At 49.5% G+C, this 18,790-nt stretch carries 14 protein-coding genes, 2 pseudogenes and 1 other annotated feature (1 of these 17 cut by a window edge); of the genes and pseudogenes, 5 read left to right on the top strand and 11 right to left on the bottom strand.

Features of this window, described 5'->3' with window-relative positions:
* Positions 1–40: a binding site (T-box leader), on the bottom strand; it reaches 238 nt to the left of the window's first position.
* Positions 41–184: 144 nt separating this feature from the next.
* Positions 185–3,297, top strand: a pseudogene (locus PVOR_RS10760) (transglycosylase domain-containing protein).
* Positions 3,298–3,534: 237 nt separating this feature from the next.
* Here PVOR_RS10760 and acsA read toward each other — a convergent pair.
* A pseudogene (gene acsA, locus PVOR_RS10755) lies at positions 3,535–5,260 on the bottom strand (acetate--CoA ligase).
* A gap of 285 nt (positions 5,261–5,545) precedes the next feature.
* On the opposite strand from acsA, the gene PVOR_RS10750 reads away from it, so the two are divergent.
* Positions 5,546–6,178 carry a GNAT family N-acetyltransferase gene (locus PVOR_RS10750; RefSeq protein ID WP_006209193.1) on the top strand — a complete coding sequence of 211 codons (633 nt, stop codon included), beginning with the start codon at positions 5,546–5,548 and terminating at the stop codon, positions 6,176–6,178.
* A gap of 112 nt (positions 6,179–6,290) precedes the next feature.
* Here PVOR_RS10750 and PVOR_RS10745 read toward each other — a convergent pair whose 3' ends face one another.
* The 4 genes from PVOR_RS10745 to PVOR_RS10730 form a co-directional block, all read right to left on the bottom strand.
* On the bottom strand, positions 6,291–6,992 hold the full coding sequence (locus PVOR_RS10745; RefSeq protein WP_006209192.1) for a 5'-methylthioadenosine/adenosylhomocysteine nucleosidase: 702 nt from the start codon (positions 6,990–6,992) through the stop codon (positions 6,291–6,293).
* Positions 6,993–7,109: 117 nt separating this feature from the next.
* Positions 7,110–8,120: a catabolite control protein A gene (gene ccpA / locus PVOR_RS10740; RefSeq protein WP_006209191.1), complete on the bottom strand. Its 1,011-nt coding sequence runs from the start codon at positions 8,118–8,120 to the stop codon at positions 7,110–7,112.
* Positions 8,121–8,213: 93 nt separating this feature from the next.
* Positions 8,214–8,513 (bottom strand): bacillithiol system redox-active protein YtxJ, encoded by a 300-nt coding sequence (gene ytxJ / locus PVOR_RS10735; RefSeq protein WP_006209190.1) that lies wholly within the window; start codon positions 8,511–8,513, stop codon positions 8,214–8,216.
* A gap of 145 nt (positions 8,514–8,658) precedes the next feature.
* Positions 8,659–9,150, bottom strand: coding sequence for a hypothetical protein (locus PVOR_RS10730; RefSeq protein ID WP_006209189.1), 492 nt, complete (start codon positions 9,148–9,150; stop codon positions 8,659–8,661).
* 236 nt (positions 9,151–9,386) lie between these two features.
* On the opposite strand from PVOR_RS10730, the gene PVOR_RS10725 reads away from it, so the two are divergent.
* Positions 9,387–9,914, top strand: a complete 528-nt coding sequence (locus PVOR_RS10725; RefSeq protein WP_006209188.1) for a type 1 glutamine amidotransferase domain-containing protein — start codon at positions 9,387–9,389, stop codon at positions 9,912–9,914.
* Between the two features lie 139 nt (positions 9,915–10,053).
* Here PVOR_RS10725 and ptsP read toward each other — a convergent pair whose 3' ends face one another.
* From ptsP to aroA, 4 genes are all read right to left on the bottom strand, one after another.
* Positions 10,054–11,817, bottom strand: a complete 1,764-nt coding sequence (gene ptsP / locus PVOR_RS10720) for a phosphoenolpyruvate--protein phosphotransferase (RefSeq protein WP_006209187.1) — start codon at positions 11,815–11,817, stop codon at positions 10,054–10,056.
* Positions 11,814–13,697 carry a glucose PTS transporter subunit IIA gene (locus PVOR_RS10715; protein ID WP_006209186.1) on the bottom strand — a complete coding sequence of 628 codons (1,884 nt, stop codon included), beginning with the start codon at positions 13,695–13,697 and terminating at the stop codon, positions 11,814–11,816. The genes ptsP and PVOR_RS10715 overlap by 4 nt, the downstream gene beginning before the upstream one ends.
* A 197-nt stretch (positions 13,698–13,894) precedes the next feature.
* Positions 13,895–14,317, bottom strand: a complete 423-nt coding sequence (locus PVOR_RS10710; RefSeq protein WP_006209185.1) for a CoA-binding protein — start codon at positions 14,315–14,317, stop codon at positions 13,895–13,897.
* Positions 14,318–14,367: 50 nt separating this feature from the next.
* A complete protein-coding gene (gene aroA / locus PVOR_RS10705) occupies positions 14,368–15,660 on the bottom strand; it encodes a 3-phosphoshikimate 1-carboxyvinyltransferase (RefSeq protein WP_006209184.1) in 1,293 nt (430 codons plus the stop codon).
* Between the two features lie 169 nt (positions 15,661–15,829).
* Here aroA and PVOR_RS10700 point away from each other — a divergent pair, with 169 nt between their 5' ends.
* Complete coding sequence (locus tag PVOR_RS10700; RefSeq protein ID WP_006209183.1) at positions 15,830–16,138, top strand: rhodanese-like domain-containing protein; 309 nt, start codon at positions 15,830–15,832, stop codon at positions 16,136–16,138.
* A 111-nt stretch (positions 16,139–16,249) separates the two neighbouring features.
* Here the strand turns inward: PVOR_RS10700 and PVOR_RS10695 are convergent, their stop codons facing one another.
* Positions 16,250–16,753: a shikimate kinase gene (locus tag PVOR_RS10695; RefSeq protein ID WP_040680510.1), complete on the bottom strand. Its 504-nt coding sequence runs from the start codon at positions 16,751–16,753 to the stop codon at positions 16,250–16,252.
* 219 nt (positions 16,754–16,972) lie between these two features.
* On the opposite strand from PVOR_RS10695, the gene PVOR_RS10690 reads away from it, so the two are divergent.
* Positions 16,973–17,305 (top strand): hypothetical protein, encoded by a 333-nt coding sequence (locus tag PVOR_RS10690; protein ID WP_006209181.1) that lies wholly within the window; start codon positions 16,973–16,975, stop codon positions 17,303–17,305.
* Positions 17,306–17,327: 22 nt separating this feature from the next.
* Here the strand turns inward: PVOR_RS10690 and gndA are convergent, their stop codons facing one another.
* Positions 17,328–18,737 carry an NADP-dependent phosphogluconate dehydrogenase gene (gene gndA, locus PVOR_RS10685; RefSeq protein ID WP_006209180.1) on the bottom strand — a complete coding sequence of 470 codons (1,410 nt, stop codon included), beginning with the start codon at positions 18,735–18,737 and terminating at the stop codon, positions 17,328–17,330.
* Between the last annotated feature and the right edge of the window lie 53 nt (positions 18,738–18,790).

Below are 18,790 nucleotides of genomic sequence, written 5' to 3'. Positions count from 1 at the left end.
ATAGGATCCGCCTTCTACTGGAGTCCTTCAACGCTTTTTTCGATATGAACTTTGCATTATTTGTAACATAGGCTTTGCGAAAAAGTCAAACTTCCTCAAAAAAGGACACGCTATACGTGTACACATGATTCAAAACCTTCGATTTATGCTATAATAGGTGCGTTAAAAGGAGGAGTATACATTCATGGTTGAGGAGAAAAAACAGGAGCCTGAGAAACAGAAAAAACCGCGCAAACGGTCCTTTCTGCGGGTTTTCGGATCCGTTATCGGATGGCTCTTTGTGGTAGGTCTGATGGGCGCTTTGTTCGCCGGAGGAGCCGTAGCCGGCTATGTAACCTCTATCGTTGAGAATGAGCCAGTAAGATCAAGAGCGCTCATCGAGAACACGATGAACGATAATGCCATAACCGGCTTCGCCTACTTCGCGGATGGCTCACCGATAGGACAGCTTAGAACCGAAGAAGACAGACGACCGGTGGAGTTCAAGGAGCTCCCCCAGCTTGTTAAAGATGCCGTCGTATCTATAGAAGACAACCGGTTTTATACACATAAGGGTGTTGACACTAAAAGGTACAGCTCGCGCCGTAAAGGAACGTGTGCTGAATGAGTCCGGTCCAAACCGGCGGCAGTACCTTGACACAGCAGCTCGCCAGGCTAACTTTCCTAAGTCGCGATAAAACCGACAACCGCAAGGTTAAGGAAATGCTGCTGGCCATGCGTATGGAACGTTTTTTAAGTAAAGATCAAATTCTAACAGCTTACTTGAACAAGGTTCCTTACGGTAACGGCTCAAGCGGATACCAGTTGTTCGGCATCAAGGCCGCCGCTCGAGGGATATTCAACATCAACAATCTGAATGACCTGAACGTTGCTCAAGCAGCATATTTGGCAGGTCTTCCGCAGCTTCCATCCTCCTACTCTGCCTTCAACGGCAAGGGAGAAATTTGAATGAGAAGGCATTCAACCGCGCGGTGAACCGCCAGCCACCGGGTACTGGCGAGCATGCTCGAGGAAGGCAAGATAACCCAAGCTCAATATGAAGAGGCTAAAGCATTTGATATCAAACAATCACTTGCCCCTCGCACGCAGAAGGCTTATGTGACTTATCCTTATCTCATGATGGAAGTAGAACGCCAAGCATCGAATATTCTGATGAAACTGGGTCAGGAAGCGGATGAGAACGCAAAAGGCGCCCAAGGGAACTCAGAGCTTATGGATGCTTCCAGAACTCAGCTGAGTACTGGCGGTTACCGTGTTTACACAACGATTGACCGTACATTGTACAAAACGATGCGCACCATTGCGGAGGATGATAGCAACTATCTCCCTGACAGCGCGGAAAAAGGAATGGAACAGACCTCCGCCATGATGATTGACAACAAAACCGGCGCCATTCTCGGTATGATCGAGGGCAGGGATTTCAACACCGAACAAATGAACTATGCTACGCAAATGAAACGACAACCTGGATCTGCCATGAAACCTATTGCCGCCTATTTACCGGCACTGGATTCAGGGGCACTCCAGCCTGCGAGCGTAGTCGATGATTCACCCATCATATTAAAAGACTACAGCAAGGTGTACCACATCCCTAAAAACTCGTACACCGGGTACAGAGGATTGATGACAGCCAGGCAGGCACTCAACGATTCGACCAATACGGTGGCACTCAAGCTGTTTAACAACACGGTCGGCATTGAAAAGGCTTGGGAGTTTTCCAAGAAGCTGGGCATCACTACCTTGGAGGAAGACGATTATAATGCTTCAACCGGTGTACTGGGGGGATTGCATTACGGAGTAACGGTAGAAGAGCTTACCAATGCTTACAGCGCCATCGGTAACCAGGGTAAATTCACCGATGCATTCATGATTGAAAAAATCGTGGATTCCAAAGGAAAAATCGTCTACAAGCACGATGTAAAGCCGGAACAGGTATTCTCCGAGCAGACAGCGTATCTCATGACGGATATGCTTCGAACCGTTATTACGAACGGTACAGGCAGCAAGGTTAGAGACAATTACAAGAAATTTAATGAAGTTCCGGTTGTCGGTAAAACGGGCTCCACCCAGAATTACGGGGATGTCTGGTTTATGGGTTATTCGCCTGACATTACACTCGGAGTATGGGTCGGATACAAGGAGCAAAAAAATACTCTGGTTGGCGATCAGCGCAAGCACGCCCAAGCCATTTGGGCAAGAATCATGAACGAAGTGACAGACGTCAAACCGGACCTGTTCCCTACCAAAACGTTCGAGAAACCGGAAGGCATTATCTCCAAAACTGTCTCCGCATACAGCGGTAAAATACCGACGGCATTAACGGACAAATTCGTAACGGATCTGTTCAATGCGAAGTTTGTACCTACTGAAAGCGATGACGGTGTCGCAAAGGCGAAATATATCACTTACCGGGGTGTAAATTACATTCCGCAGGAAGCAACGCCGCTTGATATGCTCAGGGAGCAAATCGTAATCAAGCGAGAGAAACCGCTTGATGAATTGATTGTTGAGCTGCAGAATGCCCTGAAAGTCATGAAAGGAGATAAGCGACCTCTAGAATCTTATCTTCCACAAGACGCAAAGAAAGGCATGCCAAGCAAGGTCGACCCAAGAACCGATGATGGCAAAGCCCCTACTCCACCGAAAAATGTACATTATTCGATGGGCAGCGGTTCGATAAGCTTTAATGCCAGCGGATCGCCTGACGTTGTCGGATACCGACTCTTTAAATCCATTAACGGCAGTCCGTATACGCATCAAGGTCAGGTTATCCTTGGCGACGAAAGCCTTGTCTTCTCAGGCCTTGGGGCTAACGGCATGTTTGCCACGTATTATGTTGTAGCCGTTGATGTAGCCGGGAAAACATCCGAGCCAAGTGCAATTGTGGGCGGTACCACACCAGGATTCCCTCTTCCAGGCGAAACTGGAACGAATCCTGATGATACCATCGACAATCCGGATGACGGGATCACGGAGGAAGATCCCAATATCGATCCTGGACTCGGGAATGAAGGTGCTTCAACCGTACCGACTGCACCGGGTCAGCCGACCCTGGTGGCTACTCCTGAGGGCTTCTCGGCCAGCTGGAGCGGCAATGCTCCAGAGGAAGAGGTAATGGTCTACAACATTTACATCAGTCCAAATAGCGACGGCAACTACCAAATTCTTGGCTCTAGCAAGAGTACGGAGTTCTACTATTCCTCTGGTGGTCCGATAGGCGGTACCTATAGAATTACTGCTGTGAATCCGATCGGTGAATCCCCGGCTTCACCGGCCGTATATTTTGAGAAGAAATAGTTGCGTTAAATAGAAAGCCAGTCCCTCTTACAGATTACCTGTTCGAGGGGCTGGCTTTTTTGTTAGAATCAGTTCATCGTATCTTCTCCGAACACAGAACGCATATAACAGAAGTTACTACTTGCTGGATCAGGTTGACGGGCCTCTATAAGTTTATGCTTCCTAATCTCTTAAAAAAGGCTGAGAACGAGCATGGTCGAAACCGTGCTCATTCTCAGCCCTGCATCGATTCTTAGCTTAATCTTCAATCGTGGACAGATCACCTGTAGGAAGATCCAGCTCCCACGCTTTCAGTACGCGGCGCATAATCTTACCGGAACGTGTCTTCGGAAGTTTATCCTTAAACTCAATTTCCCGTGGGGCTGCGTGAGCAGATAATCCTTCCTTCACAAAACGGTAAATTTCATCCTTGAGCTCCTGAGAAGGAGTATATCCTTCACGCAAGGAGATAAAGGCCTTGATGATCTCGCCTCTGGTAACGTCAGGCTTACCGATAACGCCTGCTTCGGCAACAGCCGGATGCTCAACCAGTTTGCTCTCTACCTCGAACGGTCCAATCCGCTCGCCTGACGAATTGATAACATCGTCGATTCTGCCCTGGAACCAGAAGTATCCTTCTTCATCCATATACGCCGAGTCACCTGAAATGTACCAGCCTGGAATTCGGAAATATTCTTCATACTTCGCTTCGTTATTCCAGATTCCTCTCATCATGGACGGCCATGGAGTCTTAATTGCCAGATTCCCCATCGTGTACGGAGCTACTTCTCGCCCTTGATCATCCAGGATCGCGGCCGTAATGCCTGGCAGCGGGCGTCCCATGGATCCTGGCTTGATTGCCATGCCCGGATAGTTACAGATCAGCTGACCGCCAGTTTCTGTCATCCACCACGTATCATGAATACGCTGGTGATAAGCCTTGTGACCCCAACGGACAACCTCGGGGTTAAGCGGCTCGCCGACGGACAACACGTGGCGCACATTGCTCAAATCATACTGGTCGATAAGCTCCGAGCCTGCACCCATCAACATACGGAATGCAGTCGGGGCGCTGTACCATACCGTCACTTTATTGTTTACCAGCGTGCTGTACCAATCCTGCGGACTGAAACGGCCACCACGGACAACATTCGTAACCCCGTTCAACCAAGGTGCAAAAATACCGTACGAAGTACCCGTTACCCAGCCCGGATCCGCCGTGCACCAATATATATCATCTTCCCTTAAGTCCAAAACAACCTTGCCGGTATAATAATGCTGAATCATCGCATTCTGCACATGATACACGCCCTTCGGTTTCCCGGTAGAGCCTGATGTATAGTGCATGATCAATCCATCTTCCCGCTCAAGCCATTCAAGCTCCAGATCACTGGATGCAGCTTCTACTTCTTCGAAGTAACTTACTAGCCGCGGATCCTCTTCCTCCAGTTCACCAACCACAAAAATATGCTTCAGCTCAGGCAACTCGTCTCGCTTTACACGCGACAACAATGCAGGCGTAGTGATCAGCGCAACAGCTCCGCTGTCCTCCAAACGGTCCTTCACCGCCGTCTCCATGAATGCTTCAAACAGGGGTCCAACCACAGCGCCGACTTTCAAAATACCCCAACAGTCCTGCATAGAGTTCGGGACCACGCGGCATAAAGATAAAGACCCGATCTCCTTTGCCGACACCATACTTGCGCAGCACGTTGCCGAATTTGTCGGATTGCTCTTTCAATTGTGCATAAGTAAGAGATTCCTCGCGTGAAGCATCGCTATACAAGAGAGCAATTTTGTCTCCTCGTCCCTCCGCTACATGCCGGTCAATAGCCTCATACGCCATATTCACTTTACCCGACTCATACCAAGTAAAATGTCTCTCGATTTCGTCCCATGAAAACTCGGAGCGTGCCTGCTCGTAACTCTTCATATTGGAATGTGAAACTTCACTTGGCAATATTTCGCTATGCGTTTGATTCATGATAACATCCTCCTCATTCTCATATCGTCTCCTCATAGTGGACAGCGCTTACAAAATGATTGAATGAAACATACGATTTACACATTGCGGTGGGCCGTCATGTTGTCACAGTCATCGAGTAATGAAGCCCTGGATTTCGCAAGGAAACATATCGTTAAGTACGATATAATTGTGAAGGTTTTATGTCGAAAAGATTATATCATAGCTGTTGTTTGCCTGTCATTGCTTTTCATTTTTTTATTTTTTTGCTATAAGTAGGGTATGGAATTGAAAGGAGCGTAACGGATGGAACACTGCAAGGTATACCAGTCTCATGTTTTGTTCCCTGAAGACCGCCGCCTGATCATCGAAGGCCCTGTACCTCCCGAGCAACTATCCGAACTAACCATGCACCCTGATCTCAAGGCTTTTCGTCGTCCTGGTGAGCAGCATGAAGCTTTGGTGGAAATTGCAGGCCTGCCCGAAGGCAGAATTATCATCACGAGAGACCGCAACATGATCGTAGGATATGTAACTTTTCATTACCCGGATGAGCAGGAACGCTGGTCTGAGGGCAATATGAAAGATTTAATTGAGCTGGGTGCTATTGAAGTAGCGAACGACTACCGTTCGCTGGGACTTGGGCAGCAGATGATTAAGACTGCCTTTCAAGAAGGACAGATGGAGCAGTACATCGTCTTCACCACAGAATATTACTGGCATTGGGACCTCAAGGGAAGCGGCCTTAACGTATGGGATTACCGCAAAATGATGGAGCGATTAATGAAAGTGGTCGATATGGAATGGTATGCTACCGATGATCCGGAGATTTGTTCCCACCCGGCCAACTGTCTGATGGTCAAAATCGGGCGACATGTGCCGCTATCATCGCAAGAGCAATTCGACCGCATCCGGTTCAGACAGCGATTCATGTATTAATCGATAGAATATAAACAAACTCCCCGGATTCCCCGGGGAGTTTGTTTATATTGTCCTGCACTACGCTACGATATGCAAGACTATGATAGTTTCGCTTTATACTATTTCGTTGCTAGAGTCTGCCCAGCATATAATTCACGATTTCGTGAGAGCGCCTGGAAGCTTTCACTGTAAACTCGGGGAAATTGACATGCGCCGAACCGTCTGCCTTGTCCGACATGGATCTGATCACGACATAAGGCACGTGGTTCATATAGCATACCTGCGCAACGGCAGAGCCCTCCATTTCCGCGCAAGCTCCGTTTAGATCCTCGTAGAGAGTCTGGACGGTTTCACGGCTGGCAATGAACTGGTCACCGGACAGTACCTTACCGATCACATAGTGATCAACAGACAACTCTTTGCAAGCTTCTTCTGCGAGCTCGATCAAGGATTGATCCGCAGGAAAATCAGATACCTCCTGATAAGGAATCATGCCACGGGCAAATCCTAACGGGGTCACATCCATATCATGCTGCATACATGAAGAGGAAATGACAATATCGCCGATATTCAGATCCGGATGCAGCGCACCTGCAACACCCGTAAACAATATTTTCGAAACGCCAAAGGAGTCAATCAAAATTTGCGTGGTGACAGCAGCATTAACCTTGCCCACCCCGCTCTTGCAAACCACAACCTGTTTGCCGTGAAGCGTTCCCGAAGCATAAGTAACCCCTGCTTTAACCGTCGTCACTTTATTCTCCAATTGACCAAGCAGCAGCTCCACTTCTTCGTCCATGGCCCCAATGAGGCCGATTACCTGTGTTGTCATACTTCGTCCCTCCTGTTCAAAAGCGCATAAAGATTTCCACCAGAAAAAAGCCCCTTAAAACCAGGAGCTTTCTTCAGATTAATTCGGTGTTAATTTTAAAGCTTTGGTACTCTCTTCTTACTCGTTCACATGGCTAACCGACAGACGAAGAATCGTTTCATGCGGCAGAATCACGCGAGGATTCTCCACGTTCTCTTTCTTCATCAGCTTGGTAAGCAGACGCATCGCCACTGCACCAAGATCATACATCGGTTGAGCTACGGTTGTCAGCTGCGGACGAACCATCGAAGCCATCCGGATATTATCTACACTGATAATCGAGAAATCATCCGGTACCTTATAACCTTCATCCTGAATGCTGTGAATGGCACCAATCGCCATCTCATCGGTAGCGGCAAAAATCGCTGTTGGTTTCTTCTTGAGTCCCAGGAAGTATTTCATAGCTTCAACACCGGACTCATAACGGTAGTTCCCGATCCGCACCAGATCCTCTTGATACTCGATGCCTGCAGCCTCAAGCGCCTTTTTGTAGCCTTGAAAACGGGCATAACCGTTAGCCGGATCCTGCAATGTACCGCTGATCATAGCGATCTCGCGATGTCCATGCCGAACCAATGTGCTAACCGCATCAAATGCCGCCTGCTCATGATCAATATCGACTGAAGGATACGAACCTCTCTCATCGCTTGTCGCACACAGAACAATCGGCACAGCCGATGTCTGGAATGCCTGGATGTGCTCGTCCGTCACAGTCCCGCCCATAAACAGCAGGCCATCCACTTGCTTCTCCAGCAATGTGTTGATAACGCGGATTTCTTTTTCCTTCCGCTTGTCGGCATTACACAAAATTATATTATAGTGGTACATGTTAGCAATATCCTCAATACCACGGGCAATTTCCGCAAATATCGAGTTCGAAATGTCCGGGATCACAACGCCGACGGTTGTGGTCTTCTTGCTGGCCAGACCTCTGGCTACCGCATTCGGACGATACCCTAAACGTTCAATCGCTTCGTATACTTTTTTCCGGGTCTGAGGCTTAACGTTCGGGTTATTGTTTACAACCCGGGATACCGTCGCCATGGAAACGCCTGCTTCGCGCGCAACATCGTAAATGGTTACCGTCAAATTCCTTCTCTCCATTGCCAATAGATTTTCATTCGTTCAATACCAATTGAATTTATGATACGACAAATTACTGCTTTGTGCAACGACACGGCACTAGATGCCGTCCAATTGAGTTTTCAGCGCTTCAGCCGTAATATGAAAATGGGATGTATGCCAGACTGGCGCTCCTTCTTTTACAAGAATAACTTGTGGCGATTCGTGTACAGTGCTCAGAGTTTCCGCAGCCTGAGTCGATATCGGTCGGTCAGCAATGACGTCGATCCATACATAGTCAATCTGCTCGTTCGGCCGGTCCTGGAGGTAAGCCTGGACTTCCTTATAAGCTCTGGCACTGATTGGGCATCTGGTACTATGTTTGAACAACAGACAAGGGCTTCTGTTCCGAAGATTCAAGCGTGTTGCGTAACCTCCTCGATAGTAGTCATTTTCGTCAACGTCGCCATAGGATATACATCCCCTTCATTGTATTGAAGTTCCTATCCTCTATCCTAACAAAAAGTGCGTGAAAAATCCAACAACCGCGAAAATTTTCTGAAAATTATCTTGAATAATGACCGGAGTTTTCAGGAATGAGGGATTTTATGGCGCTTAACTGCTCAAGTCTCCCCTCCATTTGTCTCATCCAGTCATCATCGCCCATGTTCTGGGCATACCGAAACAGATCCAACAGCATGTTAATTCGGTCATCAAAAGCTTCCATGCAGCGTGACTGCAATTCTACCATAGAATCATCAACGTATGTACGGAACACTTCTCGTAGAACATAGGCTGACTCATTGACATCTGCAAACGAGACGCTTATTCGCCTGCTCTCATTGCTAATCGATGCGAGATAGCGAAGTAAATCCGGTTTAATAAGAGGTAGAAGCTCATACTTCTTGCAAGCCTGACAGGCATAAACAGGAACATGACATATTCGAGTTTTTCTTTCATGAATCAGCTTTCTTAGTTCTAACTTCATAAATTGTCCGCAGTTGCAGGTTTTGAACAAATTGCCCACCCCAAATCCTATCGCGTAATCTAAAACCAAAAGTCCCTTGTCACAAATCTGTCACCTAAACTAGTTCTATTCGACTATCATACCAAAGAATCCTGCTAATTTGTGATAATGCTTTATTTACCAGATATGTTTCCAAATGTTCATTTCCGGGTCATTCCTATGAAACGCCCCTCTATCTTTGTTACAATATATACAGACTCAAGAGATGTAATCAGTCGTAATACGGATAGATCAAAACATTCGCGGAGAAAGGAGTCTGTTATAACATGAGACTGACAGGAAAAAAAGTTATAGCGCTTGTAGACGAGGAGTTTGAGGATCTGGAATTGTGGTACCCCGTATACCGGGTCCGTGAAGAGGGGGCGGAGGTCCATCTTGCCGGGCTTGAAAAAGGAAAAACGTACACCGGCAAATATGGTGTTCCGGCTCAGGCCGAGTATGCATTCGAAGAGCTGAACAGCAAGGACTATGACGGGATTCTCGTCCCAGGCGGCTGGGCGCCGGACAAACTGCGCCGTTATGATAAAGTGCTCCAGTTGGTCAAAGAAATGAACGAAGACAAAAAGCCGATCGGACAAATCTGCCATGCTGGATGGGTGCTGATCTCCGCCAAAATTCTGGATGGCGTCACGGTGACCTCCACGCCCGGGATTCGGGACGATATGGAGAATGCCGGCTCCATCTGGGTGGATGAGGCGGTTGTGACCGACGGCCACATTATTTCGGCGCGCCGCCCACCGGACCTGCCGCCATACGGCAAAGCTTTTTGCGATGCTCTGGCACAGCGTGACTAGATTCCCCTTAACCTAACGATGCACAAACAGCCTCTGCATTCACTGGACCGTGAATGCAGAGGCTGTTTTGGCGTAAATATAGCTTGTCCTCCCAGAAAAGAAAACCTGAAATAAAAATTTCAACCCTTATTATGAACCTTCAAGAGGCCGTGCTGTCCGTACCGTTGGTGCCGTTCAAATAACTGCTGCGTTCCGCAAAGGCGCTGAGACGTTCTTCAACAGCGGAGCTGGTGCGCAATTTGAAGCAAGCTGCTGCCTCTCCCTTCGCTTCAGCCGCATTTGTATTCAATATGCGATGCTTCACGCGAAGCAGGGATTGCGGAGACATGCTTAAATCCTGAACGCCAAGCTCAAGCCACAGCGGAATCGCTCTCTCGTCCCCGGCCAATTCTCCGCACACACTAACCGGAATGCCAGCCTCGTGTGCCGCCTCTACCGTCGTCCGAAGCATGCGCAAGACCGCAGGATGAAACGGATGGTACATATGCGCGATCTGTTCATTCATCCGGTCCACCGCCAGCACATACTGAACGAGGTCGTTGGTGCCGATGCTGAAGAAATCCGTTTCTTCCGCCAGCAAATCCGAGATCGTGACAGCTGCCGGTACCTCAATCATGATCCCGACCTTAATGTCAGGATTGTATGCAATGCCACGACGGTCCAAATCGGCCATCGCACGCCGAAGCACGACATTAGCCTGCTTGACTTCCTCAACCGAGGATATCATCGGGTACATGATTTTGACGTTGCCATAAGCGCTCGCCTGCAAAATAGCTGACAGCTGCGTCTGAAACAGCTCCGTCCGATCCAAGCTGATACGTATCGCGCGGTAACCGAGGAATGGGTTTTCTTCTTCCGGCAGCGCGAAGTAATCCAGCTGTTTATCACCGCCGATATCCAGTGTACGTATCACGACCGAGGCTTTACCAGCGTTCTCGGCCACCAGCTTATACACTTCAAACTGCTCTTCCTCGGTCGGGAAATTGTGACGATCCATATATAAAAATTCAGTCCGGAACAGTCCGACTCCCTTAGCCCCGTTCTTCAGCGCAATATCGAGCTCCTTGACGGAGTTCATATTCGCGGCCAGATTGAAATACGTGCCATCCTTCGTCACCGCGTCAACGGTTGCTAGGAGCTGCAGCTGCTCTTTCTTTTTCCGCTGCTGATCGCGTATTCCTTCATAACGTTCCACAATCAGGGTGTCCGGCTCCAAATACAGCAGGCCCTCGTCCCCATCCACAACCAAATGCTCCCCGGTCTGGATCGGCTTCTCCAGCTTGTTCTCAATGCCTGATACAAGCGGTATGCCAAGCGCACGAGCCATAATTGCCGAGTGAGAGGTCTTGCCACCTGTCATCGTTACTATACCAAGAACGTGGGAAGGGTTAAGATGCACCAGCTGTGACGGAGAAAGCTCCTTCGCCACCAGGATGTAGGGCTGGGTATCGGCCGGAAGCTTGACTTCGGGAGCACCGAGAAGATGCTTGAGCAGCCGGTTGCCAACATCCTTAATATCGAGCGCCCGCTCCTTCATATATTCGTCATCCAGCAGATCGAACATGGATACGAAATGATCAATCGCCTCTTTGACCGCCACCTCGGCCGCCTTGTACTGGCGCTCGATGATCCCTTGAATTTCATTCATAAATACAGGATCCTCCAGTATGGCCAGATGCGCATCAAAGATCTGCGATTCTTCGTGCCCCACCATTTCCTTGAACTCGTTCTTGATATATTCAATTTCATTCTTGGAGGTTCGTATGCCTTCATATAAGCGCTCGAACTCTTTGGCTAAATCGACAGCGTCCATTTCGGAATCGGGAAGATCCAGCTCCCAATGCGGCAGTACGAAAGCCTTACCGATCGCTACGCCTGTTGCTGCGCCAATGCCTTGTATCATGATTCTCTACCCCCAGCATTACTCTCATTTAAAACGACGGACATGACAGATGACTGTCCTCTCTTAACGGACTTGAATGGAGCATAGCTCCAAGATCTTACTTTATCGGGATTGGTGATGACCATTGGCGTGGCCAGTGATGCGGCATGTGTCTTTAGATAAGCCAGATCAAATTTGACCAACAGCTGCCCCGGTTCAACGGTATCCCCTTCCCCAACTACAGCCGTAAACGGCCCCTTCAGCTGGGAAGTATCGATGCCAATATGAATCAGCACCTCAAGCCCCTCAGGTGTTGATATCCCGATCGCGTGCATCGTCGGGTAGACATGCATCACGGTACCGTAGACCGGGGATACAAGCTCCCCTTTTTCCGGTATAAAAGCAACACCGTTGCCGACAAGCTTGGCGGCAAATATGTCATCGGGCACCTCGTCAATCGGAAGCATGCGCCCCTGTACAGGTGCACTGAACAGAACGCGCGGCAAATCCTGCTGCATCAGCTTGTTGATTTCCTCGCGGATGAGCTCGGAATAGGTCCCGAACACCACTTGCACATTCCCTCCGCCCAGCTTAATGATGCCAGCTGAACCCAGCAGTTTAAGTGCATCGGAATCAATCTGGCGATCGTTGTATACGGTCAATCTCAGACGCGTCATGCAGGACTGGACCTGAACGATATTGTCTTTGCCGCCAAGCGCCTCCAGTATGAGCGGTGCCTGGTATGGGATATCTCCCGCCCGGCCTTCCAGCGCCGAGCCTTCCTCGCGCCCTGGTGTCGGGATCTCGAAGGTACGTATCGCCCATCGGAACAGAAAATAATAGACAAGACCGTACACGATCCCGATCGGTATGATCATCCAGGCGTTCTGAGACAAGTGAAAATTCAGCACATAATCGATAAATCCGGCCGAGTACGAAAACCCGTGATGAATATCAAATGAATAGGTAAGCACCATGGCGAATCCGGCCATCAGGGCGTGGAGCACATACAGATAAGGAGACGCAAATAAAAACGCAAATTCGATCTGCTCCGAAACCCCGGTTAAAAAACAGACAAGCGCGGACCGCATAAACGTTTTTTTCACTTTCGGCTTCAGATCTTCACGCGCTTCTTGAATGATAGCAAACGCAATCGCCGGCAGGGCAAACATCATGATCGGGAAGAGCCCAGCCATGAAGTCCCCCGCAGTCGGATCACCTGCAAAAAATCGAGGCAGATCCCCCTGAACGATGGTACCGTCTTCTGTCTCATAGGAGCCCAGCTGAAACCAGTACACATTGTTCAGCAGGTGATGCAGACCGAACGCTGTCAGTACCCGGTACAAAATACCGTAAAGAAACAAACCGAAAGCGCCCATATGTACGGTAAGCTCATAGAACGCATCAAAACCTCGCTGTACAATCGGTGCCATCCCCAGCATGATCCATGCAAATATGGTGGAGAACAGTCCCATGAACAACAGGACAAACCGGGAGCCTCCAAAAAACTGTATGGCTTCGGGAAGTTTGATATGTTTGAACCGGTTATAAACGTAACCGGACATGACTCCAAAAATAATACCGATCAAGGTTGAGGGCTGCACACTCCCGTCACCCAGACGGGATATAACCTGATCATAAATGAACATACCGGCCAGAGCCGCAAGCCCTGCAGGACCTCCCTGATTCGAGAGCCCCCACGCGACACCGATGGCAAATAAATACGGCATATAATAAAACACACCGTGTCCGGCTGCCTGGGTAATTTCCCCCAAGATTCCGAAGCCCCACGCCGACCATGGCAGACTCCCCACGCTAAGCAGGAGAGCTGCAGCCGGAAGCGCCATTGTAGGGAGCATGACTGCTCTGCCCAGCTGCTGTAATGATCCCAACCAATTCAAGGCGAGCCCTCCTTTCTATCCTTGATGGTAAGCGTTAAGCCTGTTTTTGTCAAAAAGAAATAAGGGCCATGTCACACAGAAAAGCAAGTCCTACAAGCAGGAACAACGGCAGGTTCAGACCGTGTCCAGTCTGCTACCGGCTGCTTCAATGTAAGACTTGCTTTACTAACTCGCGATACCCTGATTACAGATTCATGTTAACGCCCGCCGAGTGCAATAGAGTCCTCCACCTTAATGCACCGGTCCATGATCGCGATCATACCGCTGCTCTCGGCGATGGCCGCAGCCTCTTCACTGATAATGCCCTGCTGCAGCCAGAGCACCTTGGCGCCGATCTCGGCAGCTTCCCGTGCGACCTCCGCGCAATATTCGCTGCGTCTGAACACATTGACGATATGGACGGGCTCCGGTATGTCCTTCAGAGACGGATAACTCTTCTCCCCCAGAATTTCAGCTGCACCAGGATTAACCGGGATGATGCGGTATCCGCGCATCTGCATTGCAGCGGATACCATATGGGATGTACGATCCGGCCGGTCAGACAGACCTACGACAGCGATATTGCCTGCATTACGCAAAATATCCGCGATTTCTTCACGTGTCGGATTTTCAAATGCCATGGTTTATGACCACCTTTCCATTCCCTTGATATGCGTAGCGGAGTTCCCCTCTATTTTACCCATTCCACATCGGCGCCAAGCGCCCTCACATGATCAAAATACTGTGGGTACGACTTCGCTACGTGATGCGCGTCCTTAATGCGGATCGGCTGCTGCGCGCGAAGACCAACCACCGTCAGGGCCATGATGACGCGATGATCAAAATGGGCATTGATCTCCACACCGCCCTCGACTCCTTCCGGCCGACCATGCACGATGATCTCAGCCTGACGTTCTTCCACATTGGCTCCCGCTTTCCGCAGCTCGTTTAAGTAATCGGTAATCCGGTCACATTCCTTGTAGCGGAGATTCTCCACATTGTAGAACCGGGACGTCCCTTCGGCAAATACGGCTGCCGCCACCATGGCAAGAACCGCATCTGTCGCTGCGTCTCCATCGAATTCGAGCGCCTTCAGGGTACCGTTCCCCTCCACATGAACGTTACCGTTCTCATGCGTGAGGGGAACCTCCATCTTACGGAGAACATCGATAATGGCACGCTCGCCTTGCTTGCTGTCCTCCGACAGATTGCGGATCGTAACATCCGATTGCGTTACCGCTGCAGCTGCCAGGACAGCCGCAGATCCCGGATAGTCCCCTTGAACCGTGTAGGTCTTCGCTTCGTATGATTGTCCGCCAGGAACGCGGAAGAACGTATAATCCTCTGCTGCGTCTATGGTGATGCCCGCCTGCTCCAACACTTCCAGAGTCTGACCGATAACCACCTTGGATTTCAGATCACCGGTTACGGTAATCTCGCTATCCTCGGCAAGCAGTGGGGTCAAGAACAGCAGTGCGCTTAAATACTGCGAGCTGACCTCCCCTGATACGGTGAGCTGTCCGCCTTTCGGATGTCCGCCGCGTATCGTGATGGGCAGTCTGCCCTCATTATGCTCCACTTCCACACCCAGTTGGCCCAGCGTCTCAATAAGATCATCATGGGGGCGTTTGCCAAGGGAATCGGGATAGGTATTTACGAAAGTTACTTCTTTAGACAATGCGGTGACGCCCATCAAGAAGCGCAGAACGGCCCCAGCGTTGCCCACATTCAATTCCTTCACATCGCGAGGAGATTTGCCAAAACCTGTAATGACCGCTTTCTCCTCGTCCTCCTCGATCACGGCTCCGAGATCCTGAATGCAGCGTCTCATAGCATCACTATCTTCACTGTGAGCAGGGTAATAAATCGTGCTGGTCCCTTCCGCAAGCGCAGCTACAAGCAAGTAGCGAGTGGTATAGTTCTTGGAGGACAGAGCTCCAATCTCTCCGTTCAATTTCGGTGTAGGCCTGACGATTACGTCCATGGTATGTATCTCTCCTTGTATATATTATGATGCGGATATCCTCGCTTGAATCATCCATTAGGATAAATTGACAGAGGAAGAACCGCTTGGTTATCATAGTTCATATGAAACCAGAAACTAAAGATCGATATGATCTTAAATTTTTATGATTAGAAAAGAGGTCTATATGATGAAACCGATCCCTCAGATTGAAACTTCGGAACTTAGAAGCCGGCTTCAAAACGGCGAAAATGTGTACATGATTGATGTCCGCGAGGACGAGGAAGTTGCGGCAGGCATGATCAGCGGTGCCAAGCATATTCCTATGGGCGACATTCCGAATCGCCTGGATGATATCCCGCGCGATCAAGAAGTAATCATTATCTGTCGCAGCGGCGGACGCAGTCAGCATGTGTGCGAATTTTTGAGTCACCAGGGCTTGGACAATGTAACTAACATGAAGGGCGGCATGCTGCAATGGCATGACGATGAAGAATAGGAATTCCATCAAGTTGAAGGTGCGGGATGAAGATCATCCCCGCCTTTTTTTTGCATAATACTATCCACGTCATGCCTTATTACGCAAGCAGCAGGCCGATCTCTTGTCATCTTAGCCGCGGTAATGCGTTAAAATGTCAGTCGCCACTTCTTCCGCGGAACGGCCTACAGTATCGAGCATGACGTCCGCAAACAGGTATTTATCCTTCCGCTCATCCAGAATGCGCCCGACCCTCTCCTCTACATCTCCCGCAAGCAGCGGCCGATTGACATCGCCCCGAACCCGTTCCACGATACTGGCTGCATCTGCGGTCAGCGCAACAACCCAGCCGCCTTGTTTCATCGCTTCACAATTCTCCGAGCTCAGGACAGCTCCGCCTCCGGATGCAACAACAATTCCCTTCCGGAGCAGAACACTGCGAAGTGCAGCAGATTCCGCTTCACGGAAATAAGACTCTCCATCTGCCTCAAACATCTCGGGGATGGTTCTTCCATCCAGCTTCTCGATTTCGGTATCCAAATCTATTAGCGTATATCCAAGCGAATCTGCCACGAGGCGTCCTACGGTCGACTTCCCCGTGCCCATCATCCCGATCAGAATGATGTTCTTACCCATCTTATCCAAGTATTACACCCCATTTGCTGCTTCACTGTAAAGGTTGTTCATATCATACCACAGCCCCAAATCTTTCGACAATGGACCTGACTCTCTAAATCCTACATCTGCAGCAGGCAAAACTCCTATTTTAGCGAGTCTATCTCGTTCACTTGGATCATATAATCATTACAAGAATACCAGACTCACCAGACTCAAAGAAAGGAGTGAACCTCATCCATGTCTTTCCATCCGACCGGTCTGACCTCCTCGTCCATACGCATCCGCCGAATACTCGACCCATCCTATCCCTTATGTCGTGAAGACGTGATCTGGGTGCTTCATTTTGTGCAAAAAAAAGTGGCTCTGAAGGATCCGGCGCTGCTGGATCTTTCAAAGCCACGATTACTGCAAAATTTCAACAGTTATAGCGAAGCTGCGCTGCTCTTGCTCGGAAGCGGAAACCACGTCCACACAAAGAGCGACGACATTCGCACCTGTCTGTTAGAAGCCATGCACGGACTTGCTGAGCTGCGGGAAGCGATCTCCCCTTCTCAAGCCCGCACCGATTGACCTCTGTCCTACACCTGAGGTTTTAGTCCATCCAGTTGTAGTGGAACGTTCCTTCTTTGTCCACACGTTTGAAGGTGTGAGCGCCAAAGTAATCACGCTGTGCCTGCAGCAGGTTTGCTGGCAGGTTTGCTGTGCGGTAGCTGTCGTAGTAGGCAAGCGCACTGGAGAAACCAGGAACCGGAATACCCAGGGACACCGCGGAAGCGACAACTTTACGCCATGCATCTTGATAGGTTTCGATAATATCGGTAAAGAACGGATCCAGCAGAAGGTTCTTCAGCTCAGGATTGTTCTCATATGCATCGGTGATGTTTTGCAGGAAACGGGAACGGATAATGCAGCCGCCGCGCCAAATTTTAGCGAGGTTGCCGTACTGCAGGTTCCAGCCGTACTCGTCGGAAGCGACACGAAGCTGTGCGAAGCCTTGGGCGTAAGATACGATCTTACTTGCAAACAGCGCTTTGCGCACATTTTCAATGAACTCGGCTTTGTCGCCGTCAAATGCAGCCGTTTTAGGACCGTTCAGGATTTTGCTTGCTGCTACGCGCTCTTCTTTCATGGCGGACAGGAAGCGGGAGAATACGGATTCCGTAATCATGGACAATGGCACGCCCAGATCCAGCGAGCTTTGGCTTGTCCATTTGCCTGTTCCTTTTTGACCAGCCGTGTCCAGAATAACGTCAACCATCGGCTTGCCGGTTTCTTCGTCGTATTTGGAGAAAATGTCAGCTGTAATCTCGATCAGATAGCTGTCGAGTTCGCCCTGGTTCCACTCCGTAAAGATTCCATGAAGATCCTTCGCATCCAGACCCAATACGTCTTTGAGCAGTTGGTAAGCTTCGCAGATCAGCTGCATATCGCCATACTCGATACCGTTGTGAACCATTTTTACATAATGGCCGGCACCGTCTGGTCCGATATATGTACAGCATGGTTCTTCGTTAATTTTAGCCGAGATGGCTGTCAGAATAGGTTCAACCAGCTTGTATGCACTTTCTTGTCCACCCGGCATGATGGAAGGGCCTTTCAGCGCACCCTCTTCACCACCGGAAACGCCAGCACCGATAAAGTTGAAGCCTTGTTCAGCCAGTTCCTTGCTGCGGCGCTGGGTATCAGGGAAATAAGCGTTACCGCCGTCGATAATAATATCACCTTGATCCAAATGTGGAATCAGCTGTTCAATGGTAGCGTCAGTAGCTTGTCCCGCTTGAACCATGATCAGGATTTTACGAGGAGTTTCAAGGGAATCCACGAATTCTTCAATCGTAAACGTCCCCTTCACTTGCTTGCCTTCGGTTTCCTTCAGCATATCTTCCGTTTTTTGCGGAGAGCGGTTATATACGGAAACGGTGAAGCCTTTGCTTTCGATGTTCAGGGCCAGGTTTTTACCCATTACAGCAAGGCCAATGACACCGATTTGTTGTTTTGACATCTGGTTCTCCATCCTTTGCTCCAATATATTTTTAAACAACCCATCCCTATCCG

The sequence above is a fragment of the Paenibacillus vortex V453 genome (assembly GCF_000193415.1).
Classification (GTDB): domain Bacteria; phylum Bacillota; class Bacilli; order Paenibacillales; family Paenibacillaceae; genus Paenibacillus_AQ; species Paenibacillus_AQ glucanolyticus.
This window is presented reverse-complemented; position numbering and strand designations above follow the sequence as displayed.

What these genes read in the sequence shown, in the direction of transcription:
- PVOR_RS10750 (WP_006209193.1), top strand. Translation starts at nt 5,546, where the DNA reads ATGGAACACTGCAAGGTATACCAGTCTCATGTTTTGTTCCCTGAAGAC.
- PVOR_RS10745 (WP_006209192.1), bottom strand. Translation starts at nt 6,992, where the DNA reads ATGACAACACAGGTAATCGGCCTCATTGGGGCCATGGACGAAGAAGTG.
- PVOR_RS10725 (WP_006209188.1), top strand. Translation starts at nt 9,387, where the DNA reads ATGAGACTGACAGGAAAAAAAGTTATAGCGCTTGTAGACGAGGAGTTT.
- ptsP (WP_006209187.1), bottom strand. Translation starts at nt 11,817, where the DNA reads ATGATACAAGGCATTGGCGCAGCAACAGGCGTAGCGATCGGTAAGGCT.
- PVOR_RS10710 (WP_006209185.1), bottom strand. Translation starts at nt 14,317, where the DNA reads ATGGCATTTGAAAATCCGACACGTGAAGAAATCGCGGATATTTTGCGT.
- aroA (WP_006209184.1), bottom strand. Translation starts at nt 15,660, where the DNA reads ATGGACGTAATCGTCAGGCCTACACCGAAATTGAACGGAGAGATTGGA.
- PVOR_RS10700 (WP_006209183.1), top strand. Translation starts at nt 15,830, where the DNA reads ATGAAACCGATCCCTCAGATTGAAACTTCGGAACTTAGAAGCCGGCTT.
- PVOR_RS10695 (WP_040680510.1), bottom strand. Translation starts at nt 16,753, where the DNA reads ATGGGTAAGAACATCATTCTGATCGGGATGATGGGCACGGGGAAGTCG.
- PVOR_RS10690 (WP_006209181.1), top strand. Translation starts at nt 16,973, where the DNA reads ATGTCTTTCCATCCGACCGGTCTGACCTCCTCGTCCATACGCATCCGC.
- gndA (WP_006209180.1), bottom strand. Translation starts at nt 18,737, where the DNA reads ATGTCAAAACAACAAATCGGTGTCATTGGCCTTGCTGTAATGGGTAAA.